14 protein-coding genes and 1 riboswitch are annotated in these 14,981 nt (G+C 50.1%); of the genes, 2 read left to right on the forward strand and 12 right to left on the reverse strand.

Annotated features, from left to right (window positions below; all coding sequences use genetic code 11):
- Window positions 1-148: 148 nt before the first annotated feature.
- The 5 genes from CHH75_RS05225 to CHH75_RS05245 all read right to left on the reverse strand — a co-directional run bounded on the left by CHH75_RS05225 (window position 149) and on the right by CHH75_RS05245 (window position 5,611).
- Window positions 149-1,129, reverse strand: a complete 981-nt coding sequence (locus CHH75_RS05225; RefSeq protein ID WP_095265468.1) for a DMT family transporter — start codon at window positions 1,127-1,129, stop codon at window positions 149-151.
- Window positions 1,130-1,266: 137 nt separating this feature from the next.
- Window positions 1,267-1,451: riboswitch (FMN riboswitch) on the reverse strand.
- Between the two features lie 272 nt (window positions 1,452-1,723).
- Window positions 1,724-1,930 (reverse strand): hypothetical protein, encoded by a 207-nt coding sequence (locus tag CHH75_RS05230; RefSeq protein ID WP_095397620.1) that lies wholly within the window; start codon window positions 1,928-1,930, stop codon window positions 1,724-1,726.
- Between the two features lie 234 nt (window positions 1,931-2,164).
- On the reverse strand, window positions 2,165-3,781 hold the full coding sequence (locus tag CHH75_RS05235; RefSeq protein ID WP_095265470.1) for an extracellular solute-binding protein: 1,617 nt from the start codon (window positions 3,779-3,781) through the stop codon (window positions 2,165-2,167).
- Between the two features lie 43 nt (window positions 3,782-3,824).
- A complete protein-coding gene (locus CHH75_RS05240) occupies window positions 3,825-4,706 on the reverse strand; it encodes a carbohydrate ABC transporter permease (protein WP_095265471.1) in 882 nt (293 codons plus the stop codon).
- A gap of 14 nt (window positions 4,707-4,720) precedes the next feature.
- Window positions 4,721-5,611 carry an ABC transporter permease gene (locus CHH75_RS05245; RefSeq protein ID WP_413773643.1) on the reverse strand — a complete coding sequence of 297 codons (891 nt, stop codon included), beginning with the start codon at window positions 5,609-5,611 and terminating at the stop codon, window positions 4,721-4,723.
- A gap of 405 nt (window positions 5,612-6,016) precedes the next feature.
- Here CHH75_RS05245 and CHH75_RS24605 point away from each other — a divergent pair, with 405 nt between their 5' ends.
- A complete protein-coding gene (locus tag CHH75_RS24605; protein ID WP_255222972.1) occupies window positions 6,017-6,160 on the forward strand; it encodes a hypothetical protein in 144 nt (47 codons plus the stop codon).
- Window positions 6,161-6,268: 108 nt separating this feature from the next.
- Here CHH75_RS24605 and CHH75_RS05250 read toward each other — a convergent pair whose 3' ends face one another.
- The 7 genes from CHH75_RS05250 to alr all read right to left on the reverse strand — a co-directional run bounded on the left by CHH75_RS05250 (window position 6,269) and on the right by alr (window position 12,347).
- A complete protein-coding gene (locus tag CHH75_RS05250) occupies window positions 6,269-7,021 on the reverse strand; it encodes a hypothetical protein (RefSeq protein ID WP_095397622.1) in 753 nt (250 codons plus the stop codon).
- Window positions 7,022-7,059: 38 nt separating this feature from the next.
- On the reverse strand, window positions 7,060-7,980 hold the full coding sequence (locus CHH75_RS05255) for an ABC transporter ATP-binding protein (RefSeq protein WP_095397623.1): 921 nt from the start codon (window positions 7,978-7,980) through the stop codon (window positions 7,060-7,062).
- 435 nt (window positions 7,981-8,415) lie between these two features.
- Window positions 8,416-8,577: a hypothetical protein gene (locus tag CHH75_RS24770; RefSeq protein WP_155619094.1), complete on the reverse strand. Its 162-nt coding sequence runs from the start codon at window positions 8,575-8,577 to the stop codon at window positions 8,416-8,418.
- Between the two features lie 103 nt (window positions 8,578-8,680).
- Window positions 8,681-9,010 (reverse strand): radical SAM family protein, encoded by a 330-nt coding sequence (locus tag CHH75_RS05260; protein WP_369680144.1) that lies wholly within the window; start codon window positions 9,008-9,010, stop codon window positions 8,681-8,683.
- A gap of 187 nt (window positions 9,011-9,197) precedes the next feature.
- The gene (gene vanG / locus CHH75_RS05265) at window positions 9,198-10,256 is read right to left on the reverse strand and encodes a D-alanine--D-serine ligase VanG (RefSeq protein WP_095397625.1); all 1,059 of its coding nucleotides are present in this window, start codon (window positions 10,254-10,256) and stop codon (window positions 9,198-9,200) included.
- Between the two features lie 26 nt (window positions 10,257-10,282).
- Window positions 10,283-11,098 carry a D-alanyl-D-alanine carboxypeptidase family protein gene (locus CHH75_RS05270; protein WP_095397626.1) on the reverse strand — a complete coding sequence of 272 codons (816 nt, stop codon included), beginning with the start codon at window positions 11,096-11,098 and terminating at the stop codon, window positions 10,283-10,285.
- Window positions 11,064-12,347, reverse strand: a complete 1,284-nt coding sequence (alr, locus tag CHH75_RS05275; protein WP_230875741.1) for an alanine racemase — start codon at window positions 12,345-12,347, stop codon at window positions 11,064-11,066. The genes CHH75_RS05270 and alr overlap by 35 nt, the downstream gene beginning before the upstream one ends.
- A gap of 329 nt (window positions 12,348-12,676) precedes the next feature.
- Between alr and CHH75_RS05280 the strand changes: the two genes are divergently transcribed.
- Window positions 12,677-14,941 carry a helix-turn-helix domain-containing protein gene (locus tag CHH75_RS05280; protein WP_095397627.1) on the forward strand — a complete coding sequence of 755 codons (2,265 nt, stop codon included), beginning with the start codon at window positions 12,677-12,679 and terminating at the stop codon, window positions 14,939-14,941.
- Window positions 14,942-14,981 lie beyond the last annotated feature (40 nt).

Below are 14,981 nucleotides of genomic sequence, written 5' to 3' on the forward strand. Positions count from 1 at the left end.
ATTGTTAAGAGAGCCTCAAAATTTTCGGCGATTTATGTAAAAAAGCCCCCCATGCAAAAAGCCGAGCCCCCGGGTTGGAACCCGGATTGGCTCGGCAGTCATGACAGGCGCGCACGAGATCCGTCTCGCGGCCCGCCCATCTTCATATTCAATTCGCAACGGAAGGCTTGGATTGCAGGGAAATGGCAAACAGCACGCCCCAGATCAGCAGGAACCCAAGCATCTGGGCGCCTGTGACAACCTCACCGAACACCATCCAGTTGATGAGCACGCCCGCCATCGGAAAGCTCAGTTCCGCCAGGGTAGCTACAGAAGCCTTGGTTGTCGTCAAGCCTTTATAGTACACGAGCAGACTGAGCAGCCCCGGCAGCAGCGCCTGCCCCAGCAAATTGAGCGCCACAGCCCCGAAGGCGACGGTGTTCACCGCTGGCAGATTCCATGCGGCTCCCTCGCTCGCCGTAATGACAAGCAGCAGCGGCAGCGCCAGCACAAAGCGCAGTGAAGTCACCGTCTCGTACTTCAGCTTGCCAACCATCAGCCGTCCCATCACGGTAGATCCGCCCCACAGCGCGGCCGCTGCCAGAGAGAGCAGGCTGCCGACCTGCACGAATTCATTCCAGTGCCCGATCGGCACCGCAAAGCCGAAAGTAAGCATGTAGGTCCCCGTCAGCGCAATCAGCAGCATCCAGGCAAAGTGGCGAGGAAGCTTCTCCTTCAGCAGCAGCGCTGCAAGAATGATGGCAAACAGCGGCTGCAGCTTCTGCAGCAAGAGCACTGCGTTCAGATTGCCGCTGGTCAGTCCCATGGTGAACAGCACGGTGGCCAGCGCCGAGCCACCCCATGAGATGAACAGCAGCGCCCCGACATGGCGCCAGCCAAGCAGCTTGAATTCCTTGCGATTTTTCCAAATGATCGGTATCGCTATAAAAGAAATGATGACATGCTCCAACAGAACGATCTGGGCCGAGGTCAGATTATTCAGCAGAATGACCCGAAATAACGGATCGGCGCCCCATAGCGCGGCTCCGAGCACGACCAGCCAGAATCCTCCCCGAAATTGGCTTTTGACTTGCTCACCGCTTCCCGAATTATACGATTGTACAGGCACGGTTGTACTTGCGTTCTCCATCTTGCTGTCTCCTTGTCCTGAATACGGAGGTCTTACTAGCAGAAAACCCCCGTCATCGGCACATGGCCGACAATCGGGGGTTGATCAAATAAGCCTGCATGATGGCGACAGAAAGCCGCTTCGCATGCAAACCGTAACTTGATCTTCTCCCATCCGGACTTTAACCGTCGGCTTTGGATTTTCACCAAATCAGTCGCTAATCTCCCTGCACAAAAGTGCACAACCATAGCGAGTCGCGGGCTTAGGCTTCTTATGACAGAAACAACTGGCATACGAAACCATCACCGCCGGTCAGGAATTTCACCATACCCCGAAGATCCATATTCATGTTTTATTTTTATAAGCTTCAATTCACTTATAATTCCTATAAGCTTACTTACCTACATGCATTATACCATGAATGCTTTCATGGAAATACATTTTTTTTCATAACAAGTGAATCGACCAATGGAAACGGCGCAGACATCCACATCCACTACACCGCTTAACCACGATACTGAGAATTATATAGCAAATATATAAAAGTTTCTACTATTCATTTAAATAATTTTAAGTAATTTAAATGAATGATGTTCTGATCACAGTATCTATATTTTAAACTAAACCAAAATGCCTCATCGTTGCTATGATAATCAGCACAAACCAGCGCAACACAAAAATGCCCCACACGACAAGGATCGCGATGAACAGCACCGCAACCGCTAACTCGGTTTTCGAATAATGGCCGTAATTTCTTATCGATTTGAATAGCCATCCGAACCGCTTTTTGAAACTCCGCTTGTACGTGGTCCTCGGCTCCATATAACCCCAGCCTCCTTAGCTTGACCCTTTAATGAACAGGCGGCTGCGTCTGTAATCATTATCAACGATGCTCCTGTTGCAGCGCTTGGTTGAATTGTACCATTTCATATGGGAAATTTCACCATCTAATCCTCTCTTCCCTGGTAAAACGCAAACAAGCGGCTCACACAAGGATATCCTTGCGCGAGCCGCTGTGCTGCGGGCTGATTGCGACGTATTAGTGTCTGTTACATCTTATTCACCCTGGTAACGATCATATGCCGTCTGATATACGCGCATATACTCCTCCAGCCCCATCCGGTTGATCGTGTTCACATATTCTTCCCACTGGCTGAAGGAAGCGGAGCCGTTCACGAACTTGGCCTCCATCTCATTCACGTAGTCCTGAATATCCTTACCGATCGACGACATAATTTCATTCTCTTCATTCGTGAAGTTGAAGTTGTACAGAATGTCCTTAACGGCATACGGCTCTGCCTTGGCAGCCGCCTCCATCGCACTCGGAAGCGTCTCGGAGCCCTTGAACCAGTTCTCGCGCACGAGGCCTGGATAGCTGCCGCCCAGCCAAGTGAAGTATTTAGCCATCGCCTGATCCTGAGTCAGCCCGTCCGGGTTATTGGTGATCTCGTCCACATACTCCAGCTCGCCGTTAGCCGTTGTAGTAAAGGTCTCGCCTTCCTTGCCCATGAAGTAGAACTGTGCACCCTCATCCCCATAGAAGTAATCCATCCAGCGAACGGTCGCTTCCGGATGCGGGTTCTTATCGGTGATCGCAAACGCGCCAACATGCACCATCGGCACCTTCACATGGGAATACAACTGGTCGCCATGCGGCCCTTTCAGTGCGCCAAGACCGATATACTCCGTGCGGCCCATCACCGTTTCCGGATTCGGCACGATGGTCGAGCCAAGCAGACCCTCCTGGCCTTTAGCGTTCAGCGCGCCGCCTTCAATGGTGAAGATCTCCTTGTCCAGCAGACCCTCGGTATACAGCTTGTTGACAAACTCCAGCATTTCCTTGTACTCCGGCTGCGTCTTCGTGAAGCGAAGCTTGCCCGTGTCCGGGTCCACATCCACGAATTTATGGCCAAGACCGCTGGTCCCAAGTCCCCATGATCCCTTCAAATGATCGATGAGTCCGGTGATGCCGGTTGCGCTGAACGGAACCTCATCATGGACGCCGTTGCCGTTCAGATCCGTTTCTTTTACCGCCTTCAAATATTGGTAGAACTCCTCGATCGTCTCCGGTTCCTTCATCCCAAGCTGGTCCAGCCATTCCTGGTTCACCCACAGCGGTGTTCCCACCAGCATTGACAGCAGCGCCGGATCATAGAACGATGGCATGGAATAGATGTTGCCGTCCGGCATCGTCAGCCCTTTACGGATATCCGGATATTCCTCCATCAGCTTCTTGAAGTTGGGCGCATATTGATCAATCAGATCGTTCAACGGAATGAACACCCCTTGCTCTCCATAGCGCATCAGATCTGAAGAACCGATCCGGGCCGAGTAGAATACATCGGGATAATCTCCACCGGCCAGTGCCAGATTCCGCTTCTCCGTCAGCGTCTCAAACGGTACCAGATCGAAGGTCACATCAATATTGGTCATTTCCTTATAGGTTTTCCACACCAGCGTTTCCTCGAACTTGCTGCCGTTGGTCGGCGATTTGCCTGTGAAGAAGCGGAGCGATATCGGCTCATTCACAATCGGCATGCCCGTCTCGTTCAGAAGGTTAGGCTGTTCGCCGCTCTCCTCCGGCGCGCTCTCCGAGCTGCCGCCGCAGCCTGCCAGAAGTCCTGTACCAAGTACTAACGCTAACGCGGCCGAAACCCATTTTTTCCGTGACATTGTTGTTGTCCTCCCATATTTCTTCATTTTATGAATCTATGCGTCAACCTTTAATCGAACCAATCATGACACCTTTCACAAAATACTTCTGCAGGAACGGGTACAGCATCAGCATCGGCAGGTTGGTTACAATAACAGCCGCATACTTGATCGCCTCCGCATCCATCAGGCTTCGCGCCAGGGAATCGTCGCTGATGTCCACCATCTCCTGCATCTGCCCCTGCACCAGAATCTCCCGCAGGAACAGCTGAAGCGGATAATTGTCGCGACTCGACAAGTAAATCATGGCATTGAAGTACGAGTTCCAGTGCCCGACGGCATAGAAGAGCACCATCACCGCCAAAATCGGACCGGACAGCGGAAGCACAATCCGCAGCAGCACCCGCATATTCGAGCATCCGTCAATAAACGCCGCCTCCTGCAGCTCCTTCGGAATCGAGCTTTGGAAGAACGTCCTCATGATGAGGATGTTCCATACGGACACAGCGGTCGGGATAATCATCACCCAGAAACTATCCAGCATGCCGAGTTCCTTGATGAGCAGGTAGTTCGGAATCATGCCGCCGCTGAAGAACATCGTGAACACGATGATCAAGGTGAATACGCCGCGCCCCGTGAAATCCGCTCGCGACAGCGGGTAAGCCGCTGCGATTGTCATGACCAGATTTAAAGACGTCCCCGCCGCCGTATACAGCAAGGTGTTCAGGAAGCCGCGTCCAATCTCCGAATTGGCGAACAGCCGCTCATAACCGACAAACGACCACTCCTTGGGCCACAGCCATACTTCCCCGCGCATGACCGTCTCCGGCGCGCTGAAGGAAGCAATCAGCACAAAATATAAAGGATACAACACCAGAAGGGTGATCACCGTCAGTATACAATAGATCGCCACGCTGGCTATCCGTTCACTTCGGCTTTGAGGCATCCGTCCATTCCTCCTTACCATAAGCTGCTTGAGCTGACCTTGCGTGCAATCCGGTTCACCGAGATCAGCAGAATGAAGTTGACAACCGAGTTGAACAGCCCAACGGCAGCGGAGTAGCTGTACTGCGCCCCAAGAATGCCGCTTCGGTACACATTGGTCGAGATGACGTCAGATGCTTCCATGTTCAGTGAATTTTGCATTAGAAACACCTTCTCAAACCCGACGCCAAGAATCGATCCGATATTCAAAATAAGCAAAATAACAATCGTCGGCATGATGCCCGGCAAATTAATATGCCATATACGCCGCAGCCAGCTGGCCCCGTCGACCTTCGCCGCTTCATGCAGTTGGGGATCGATGCCCGCCAGCGCCGCCAAATAGATGATCGAGCTCCAGCCCATGCCCTGCCACACGCCGGACCAGACATAGATGCTCTTGAACCAGGACGGCTCTGTCATGAAGGAAATAGGCTCCCCGCCGAAAGCGGCGATTACCTGATTCACCAGGCCGCTGACCGGCGACAGAAACATCATAATCATACCGACCATTACAACCGTGGACAGAAAATGCGGAGCATACGTCACCGTCTGCACCATTCTCCGAAACTTGCTGTTTCGCACCTCATTGATCATCAGCGCCAGAATAATCGGGATCGGAAACCCGACGGCCAGCTCGTACAATCCGATGCCCAGCGTGTTGCGAAGAATCCGCCAGAAATAATAGCTGTCAAAAAAACGTTCAAAATGCTTGAGCCCCACCCACGGGCTGTCCAAGATGCCTTTGGTCGCAATGAAGTCTCTGAATGCAATCTGCACGCCATACATCGGCACATAATGAAAGACAATGAAGTACAGCAGTACCGGAGCGAACAGCACGTACAGCTGCCAGTTCCTTCGCATGTGCATGGCCTGCCTTCGCCAGCGTATCGTCTTCTTCGTACGATGATGGGTTAACGATTCCACGCGCTCGATCCGCTGTTCCAAAATCGGCATTCCCCCTTTTTTCAGCCTAAGCCTGCGATGTGCGACTTTATGTGTTCAGATGGACGATCAGCTCTCTTGCTGGCCCTAGCCATCGCCGTGAGCTTGTCCACGTCTGCATCATAATCGAGAGATGCGCCGAGGACTATTGACCATTCTTTTGATATGATTCACTGGATTGGATCGCGGAGGGGTTAGCCGGATTTGCTAAATCAAGTCCTAATATCTTAAATAATGACTAATGATTTTTAACGGAGGATTAACATCGGGCAACCGACATCTTAATACTTATCCTTTTCAATCAGGGGGGGCATCATCCTGCTGATCGGCATACTCGCTTTTCTAAGCACAGTTGCATTTGCACGTTACATTGAACGAGGGGCGGTGTTTAAAATGAAGGTGATCGTTATTTTGACAATTTCAGCGCACGACTGCTGCTGGGAATTCTGTCTGTGTTCATCACAGCCCCAGTGAGTAAACAAAATCCCCCGGAGGTATCGCTCGTAAGCGGCTTTCCTCTGGGGGATTTCTGATATAACCTAAATATCGTTTATATACTTCGATGCAGATAGAATTTACCCACTAGACGACCTTTTCAACCTTAAACAATCTCATCAGAAAATGGGACAGGAACGCTGTCACGATACAGATCATTCCACTGTATGCAGCATAACGGAAGTCCAGAAAGCTGAAATCCATCCGAAGATAGTTCACCGCAGGAAATGCTGCGACAATGCCCACCAGAATGAAAATTCTAAATATTTTCAGTACAGTTTCACTTCCGTTGGTAGCCCAAACAATCGCATTAGCCATATACAAAAATGCAGCTATGCATAAAACAATGGTCAGACCAGAAGAGAAAAGACTCGTTGACCACGCAGACCTAAACCCTAACAGAGTAAATACAAACCAAATTAGAACACCATTCATGATTGCCATAGCTACAACGCGGATCAGGGCAAACAACCACACTGCAAGCATGATTTTACCGGGTTTGGACACTACCGCAAGCAGAAAACTCAGGTTCTTTTCAGCTTTTTCTTTCGTGAAGAACTGTAAGACATGAGGTATACCGACATACAATGCAAACACCAATGCAGAAGACAGGAGACCAACAGCAATCAATGAATTGGTAAACATGACACGATGTTCCCGGGTCTCATTCAACTTGTGCAACAGTGGAACAAGACCATCGATCGTCAAACCCAGACTTGCTTCCAGTTCCCCTAGTTGACCGATCGTAAACACGAAGAAAATGCCAAACATCAATATTTGCATGGTCAATGACCTTTTCCAATTGAGGGTTTGCACATCTTTTCTTAATAACGGCAGCAAGTACAGTCTCTCCTTCCCCAAAAAGATTACTTTACACGTTAGTTTTGTACAGCGGCTTGTTTGGTTGTTCTGTAAAAGTCCTCCAATGAGCTTTTTTCCTTGAAAAATTCCTGGATTTCTATGCCGTGCTGCAGTAGAATTTGTAGCGGCTGTTTAATAACCTCCGATTCAACCATAAATGTTACAGACTGCTCATCATGACTCACAACCGTCATTCCATCAATATCCTGAAGAATACTCACCACCAGTTGCGGGTTGTCACAAGTAACGACGTAACGTTGGGTCATTCCAGTGATCGCCTGAAGTGCTTGATCTGCTACAATGCGGCCTTGATGTATCATAATAACCTGATCAGCAATTTTCTCAAGATCAAATAAATCATGAGAGCTGATAAGGATTGAAGTACCCTGCTTCGAACAGATTTCACTGAGTTTGTCTCGTAGAAAAATTTTGGAATCCGGATCAAGACCGTTGAAGGGCTCATCCAGAATAAGCAGCTCGGGTTCGTGCAATAATTCACGTATTATCATAAGCTTCTGCTTCATGCCTTTGGAAAAACGTCCCACCTTCAAAGAAGTTTTCAACTCAAAATGTTGCACAAGCTCGTTGTATCGTGCTGCAATTTTCTCTTTTTGCATACCTCGGAGGCGTGCAAAAAACAGGACATTCTCCCAAGCTGACATTTCACCGTACAATCCACCCTCGTCAAATACGATACCAAAACGGTTCCTGCTCTTCTGACTCATGTTATACGCTGGCTCGCCAAAGATCGTACATGCCCCTGTCGTTGGAGGGTAAAGTCCTGCAATGCAGCGAATGGTAGACGTTTTACCCGCTCCGTTCTCGCCAATCAAAGCACAGATTTGCCCGGAGTGCGTAGTAATGTCAATATTTTTAAGTACATGGTTTCCCTGCAGGTTCAGATTTAATCCACGTGTTTCAATGATCTGTGATCCCATGATTTCCCCCCTCTAAGGATGACCACGAAGGGTCACATATTCATGTGTATCTGCTGCCCACCAGGGTTAGCCCCTCCATGGGCCATTTCCGTATCCAATGCATTTGGAAAATCGGAGATAAATGGTTGAAGCTGATACTTCTCCAGCAATGCCCTCAAATGAACGAGCTGTTCCGGCAGAGCATTCGGAAGGATATTGTCCAGAACTCCTCATCCTCCTTATACTCCCTTACTCTATCAATACTACCATTATGGGATTTATAGTTACTCCAAAGTCAGCCATAGCCTGAACATTTCCCAGCACTTTTGCAAGGTAACCTGTGAAAGATACATACTCACCTAAAGTTAGCGTTTTCCCCAAAATCATGATTCCGGAGAACAGTAATACTACAGCCCCGCCATAATTCGCCTGTAATAAGCGGAATTGGCATCGCAATTAATTCTTGAACATGCCAATAATCATAAATGTTGCAATATACAGGACAAAAACGATGGCCAGAATCATGCTCATCCTGCTTTTGTTCTTGACCTTCCTGTTCAGAAAGACAGTTAGTATGCCTATGGCCACAATACTTAAAATCATTATTAAATTGTTCATACCAAGCTCTCCTTTAAAGCCTGTCTACATGAATTAAGCTGAGCTGCATACCCAATGAATTGAAATGTTTATAGTAGTCTACAATTTCCTCACGAATATATAGTTATTTATTTAATACTACATTAAAACAGAAGGGAATTCCTGTTTTTCTCAATTTATTCATATTTTCGTAGAAATTCGAGAAGTCAGGACGGTTTTCTATCATTCGATTGGTTACATCCTGATTATGGGAGGATGCATGGATAACCAAGCTGGCACCGGACAACTCTTCCCAGTTCAGCTCTCCTACGTCCATTAAGTTCGTATAGATAAAGATATTACGGTAACCGAGTTGACGTGCCTCTGCAAGAATTACAGAGAGAAGATCCCACTGCAACAACGGTTCTCCACCAAATGATATGCAGTGATTGAGCACACAGAAAAGAAAGAACACGCCGATATAAGACGTGTTCCGATTGAAAGCCGAGGTGCCTCGGCCTCTTTCTTGTTCGTTCGGTTTTGTTCTATTCCTTTCACAGCTTCATTCAAACCCTGAAAAGATCGATTGCTGCATAGTTTTAGGATGTCATCTTGCTGACCGCCCATCGAGTTCGTCGTGATGGAGATGCTCATGCTAGCCGTCATTCCCGGTCCGCGGCAGCGGCGAGCACCAGCAGCTTGTCAAGAATATGGGCATAGGATAGCCCGCTAGCTTGGAGCATACTTGGGTAGCGGGAGCTCGATGTGAAGCCCGGTATCGTATTGACTTCGTTAAACACAATTCTTCCGTCGTCAGCCAGGAACATATCCACCCGCGCCAAACCTCTACAGCCCAGTATTCTATAAATCGATCGTGCCGTCTCCTTGACCCTGTCCGCCGTTTCCTCATCAATGCGGGCAGGCAAGTGGATCTTGGAATGGGCCAGCGTATACTTCTCGGCATAATCAAAAAAGCTCCCTTGCAGTTCAATCTCGTCAACAACACCAATCAGCGGATCTGAATTGCCCAGAACCGCACACCCCACCTCAAAGCCGTCGATGTTCTCCTCAATGACTACTTTGTTGTCGTGGCCAAAAGCGGTTTCGATACCTGCCGCCAATTCCTCCATGTTGTTAACCTTCGTTATACCGAGCGATGAACCTGACCTTGCCGGCTTGACGAAGAGCGGGAAGCCCAGCGCTTGCGCTTCTGACAGACGCGCTTCTATGTCTTCATTCTTATTCATCGTAAAGGAGCTCGGCGTACCGATGCCCGCAGCTTGCACCAGCTGATGCGCAAGCTCTTTGTCCATGCATAACGCGGAGGACAACATCCCGCACCCCACAAACGGAATGCCCGAGAGTTCCAATAATCCTTGCAGGGTGCCATCCTCTCCGTATTTGCCATGAAGGACCGGAAATACCACATCCACCGGCGTGACGCGGAACTCCGTTCCGACAAGCTCTACCAGTCCCTGCACCTCTCTGCTTGGGGAGAGAAAAGACGGCCTGCAGCTAGGATGAATATGCCAGCGGTCTTGGCGAATATCCTCGATGCTCCCGCCGTATCCAAGCCAGGCCCCTTCCCGTGTAATTCCGATCAATACAAGATCATATTTCGCGGGATCCAAATGCTCGATTACCGCAGCGGCGGAGTTCAACGATACGTCGTACTCGCCGGAACGGCCGCCGAACAATACCACAATCGTCTTTTTGTCCATCGTTATTTGCCTCCTTAAACTTTAAGTTAGTGTTTCGGATGTTCGGAAATCGTTGTAATGATGAATCCGTCCCGATTATTTCCGGATATGCTGTAAGCGTCGTTTGTCAGGATGGGAATCTCGGTATCGTCTCCCTTATCTGCCGGCACGTAATAAATCTTTGTCGTCCTGTTCGTTTCCCGCAGCGTTAGCTGCTCCCCGGAATACCGATATGTCTGAACGAAGTCGATATACTCCTCCAAACAAAGATCCTTCTCCTCCATGATCCGGGAATGAGGGTATCCTACATATCGAAAGTGCCACGGTTCATGGGAAATTTGAGTGATCGACTCCTTTTCCTTCTTATACCGGAGAATAAAGCCGTAATTCGCAGCTTGTTCCCTGAAGGACCTGTATATCCCTCTGTCCGGGAATGTCGGTGCGATAAAATCGAGTTTGGATTTCAACCTGCCGACATCGATTGCAAGTCCCGTTTGGTGCTCGCTGTGACCAGGCCAAGCTACATATTGGGACGTATAGTCGGCCCCCCGTTCGATTAGAGAATCGTTATAGATTCGGGTCTGTTCTTCTTTCGTTCGATAACCGCTGACCGCAAGGATATCATCCATGCCTCCGCAAGCCTTCAGCAGCGCATAAAGCTGCTCCAGGCATTGCTTGTCCAATCTCATTCCCTTGTCTAGCTGATGAATAGAAGGGTAGACATCCAGAGACCTAAGTTGATCGGCTTGTACCGGGAGTCTGACTGGGTGCTGCCGGTTGACCAATACTAGCTCCCCTCTGAATATATCTTCGTGGCTTGCGCGAATGTTATAATGCTTCTGCCTCACTTCGAATGGCTTCATTCGGAATCCCCCCACGATTTCTGTAAATTCTGGTGACTCGCTCCGTGATGGAGCTCGAGATTTCCTGCGGCACAACCTCGATACGATCGGCAATTTCCTGAATGGAGATGCTCTGTTCCTCCGAGCTGCCAATCAGAGTAACTTTCGTCCCCACGGGAACATCCTTTGGAAGCTCCACCGTAATTTGATCCATGGAGATTTTCCCGATTATTCTTGCCCGTTGCCCTTCGACCAGCACTTCCGCATGCCGCATGCTTTGCGACCAGCCATCGGCATAGCCGATCGGAATCGTGCCGATCCATTGATCCTGTCCGGCCTGATAGGCATTGTCATAGCCTAGGTATTCCCCTTGATTCAGCCTCTTCGTGTGCATTAATCGGCTGTGCAGACTGAGTGCCGGCTTTAAGGTGATGCCCGTAACCAGATGTTTCGGATAATAGCCGTACATGGCGGCTCCGATGCGAACCATGTCCATGCACAGTTCCGGAAAACGAAGCGCCGCCGCGCTTGCCGCGCAGTGATAATGGTTAACGGGGAGCTTGCTGCTCCATCGTTTCATTTCCTGAAAACGCCGAACTTGAAGCTCAAGATAACTGCTGTCTGCATGGCTGGCCGTAGCAAAATGCGTATAAACCCCGTCCACCACAATATCCGGTGCATTCAGCCACGGAACCATGTCTCTCCATTCCTCTACCGTTCGAACTCCGATGCGTCCGAGCCCGGTGTCCATTTTTATATGAACATACAGCTGCCCCCCGGTATGGACGGGCTTGTACGCCCGCATCTCCCGAAACCAGGAGGCTCGTGTAACGGTAAGCATCAAATCATGCTTCAGAGCCAGCGGGGTGAGCTCTGGACGAATCGGAGTCAATATAAGAATCGGCAGCTTCAGGCCGGCCTTCCTTAAACGAAGGGCTTCTTCCATATAAGCAACCGCTAAATAGTCCGCTCCTGCCTGAACGGCCTCCCTAGCTGTTTGGATATCCCCGTGACCGTACCCGTTTGCCTTCACTACCGCCATCAGCTTGGTGGAACGGGGCAGAAATTCGCGGATCGCCACCACGTTCTGGCGAATTTGTGTTAAGTCGATTTCGGCCCAAGTGTCACGGTACATCAGCATATCTCCTGTATCGCACGGGACGGGTTGTTTTTCCTGCCCCTCTTCCTTCGCTCCGTTTCCAGGGCGGATGAAGGGAGCAGCATGTGCATTCGATGCTTCGAAATATATAGGAAACGGTATACTGCTCATCGTTGTCTCCTCCTGAGAACGTGCTTGTAGAATATTTACGAATTCGTATTCAGCTTAAACCAACCGGTTGTCCAGTTCCTATCGATCATACTTACGCCAAACTAACAATCTTGTAAGAATCCCTCACTCACTGAACAAAAGGGATAACCATGCAAAGGCGGAAAGCAGAGAGTAATTTTCTATGCGTATGCGGATTTCCTAAATCAAGTCCTATGATCTTAAATAATGACTAGTGATTTTTAACGGTGGATTAACATCGGGCAACCCGCCCCTTAATACTCCTCCTTTATAATGTGAGGAATCCATACTGCATACAAAGGAGGATTGCCTTGAATTGGATCAAAGAGAAGAGCCGGACGTTGTTCTTTAAAATCTTCATTAGTTTTCTGTCCATCATCGTCGTTTTTGGTCTGTTTTATGCCGCTATCTTCCATCTATTTAAAACAGGCTTGCAGCAGGAAATCATTAAAACAAGCCAGCGTGATGTCACCGACACGGCAGAGCGGTTCTCCAACCAGTTCAGACGGCTGCAGGTGCTGATGCTGGATATTTCCAGCCAATCCGAGCTGATCGGGTTCAATAACGAGCTGCGTCACCAATCGGGGAATAATGTCAACTATTTAAAAGCGCTGCAAGTGATTCGGCAGATGCGAAGCGATATTTACAACCCGCTGTTTTACCTCGAGGACACGCTCATTTATTTCCATGCGCATGACGTGGTGCTCAGCAAGTCCGGCAGCGGCAGCGCTTCGTATATGTTCAATCGCTCTTATGCCAGTCCGGAATATGGGTACAGCTTCTGGCAGGGCCTGGATCAGAACGAGACGTTCCAGCTGTTCCCGGCATCTATGTTCCAGATCAACAATCAGTTGTCGGAAAAGAATCTGCTGCCCTTTGTGTACAGACATCCCGACCGCTACTACAGCATCATTGCCCTTATGGACATTGAGCAAGCAGCCGGATCGTTCTTTGGCCAATCCGGAGACCGCATGCTTGCGATTATGGATAAGGAAGGCCAGCTGCTGTACAGCCAGGGGTTACTGGCCGACAGCATGCCGGCTTCCATTCGTGCAGGCCAGCCCGAGGTCGTCCTGCAGGATAATACCTATTATTTTGCACAGCCGCTCCCGGAAGGGCTAGTCTTTGTGTCCGCCGTGCCGTATAGCCATGTGACCTCCCAGCTGAGCCGCCTGACCGGGGCGCTGACCGTGATGTTCTTCCTGTCCATCGGCATCGCTCTGACGGCTTCCTATTTGCTGAGCCGCAGGCTGCACAAGCCGGTGAAGCATATTTTATCCACGGTGCTGGACCGGAAGTCTACCGCTTCATCGCCAATCATCGGCGGCATCGCCGAATACGACCTGATCCAGGACCGGATTCAGGAGCTGCTTCGCGAGAAGGAGGAAATTCGGGAACAAATGAGCAAACAACAATCGGTATTAACCAGCTACTCCTATATCAGTCAATTGAAAAGCATCAATACGGATATTAGCGAGTGGGTGGACTTTCTGTCGGAGGACGGCAGCTTCAACGTCGTGCTGTACGATATCCGGTTTCGGATGAATCCGGCCTATGAACTGCCGCTGCAATCGGAGCAGGCGGTGCGCCATATTCTGGAGCATATCCACCTGATTACGGCAGAGCATTCGCCGAAATCCCATACCTTCCAGATTGAGAAGAATGAAATCATATCGATCTACAAGCGGGAGGAAGCTGGCAAGCTTGAGGCCATGCTGGAGGAGATCCGGGCTATGTTAGACCGGGAAAGGGAAGTGTTCCTGGTGACGATGGCGGTCAGCGCTGAAGTGAGCCGCTCGGCGGACTTTAACGGCGCCTATCGCCAAGTAAAAACGATGGCGGGTCAAGCAAGATTGCTGGATGAGACACAGCTCATCATGGGGCTGCGGACACTGCCGGAGGCGGTCCACCTGAGCTCTGCCCAGGAAAAAGGCCTGCATGAAGCGCTCCAGTCCGGGAGCGACGTACGCTCGCGGCAAATTATCGAGCAGGCGCTCGAGGGGCTATACAAAAAGGAGGCCGGCATCGACCAATTCCGAATGTTTGCCGATGCCGCTGCTTCCAAAATATTGGGGCTGGTGGATATGTCCCGTATCGACAAGTCCTCGGTCCGGACGCTGAAGGATTGGAGCGGCCGGCTCCAAGAATGCCAGACGCTGGACGATTATGCCGGCGTCTTCCGGCAGCTGATCGAAGCGGCCTGCGCCCTCATTCGCAAGAAGAAGGATACCGGCGACGAGCCGCTGATCGCCATGTTCATGAATATCCTTCACACTCAGTATGCGGAGGATATATCGCTTGATTATTTATCCGCCAGGCTGAATCTGTCGAGCGCCTATCTGTCCGTGTATATCAAGGAGAAGACCGGCATGAACTTCAGCGATCATCTGCTGAACATCCGCATGAACAAAGCCAAGGAGCTGCTGGCGTGCACCAACCTTACGGTCAGTGAAATCAGCCAGCGCGTCGGCTATCTGAACATCACCTCCTTCAACCGGATGTTTAAGAAAGCGACCGGCATGACGCCAGGCGCTTACCGCAGACAGCATCTGGCGCTTACACACGCAGGCAGCTAACGCCTGACAGGATGGCCCTCGTCCTCGTCCTCGTCCTCGC

Source organism: Paenibacillus sp. 7541 (assembly GCF_002276395.1).
Taxonomy (GTDB): domain Bacteria; phylum Bacillota; class Bacilli; order Paenibacillales; family Paenibacillaceae; genus Paenibacillus_AQ; species Paenibacillus_AQ campinasensis.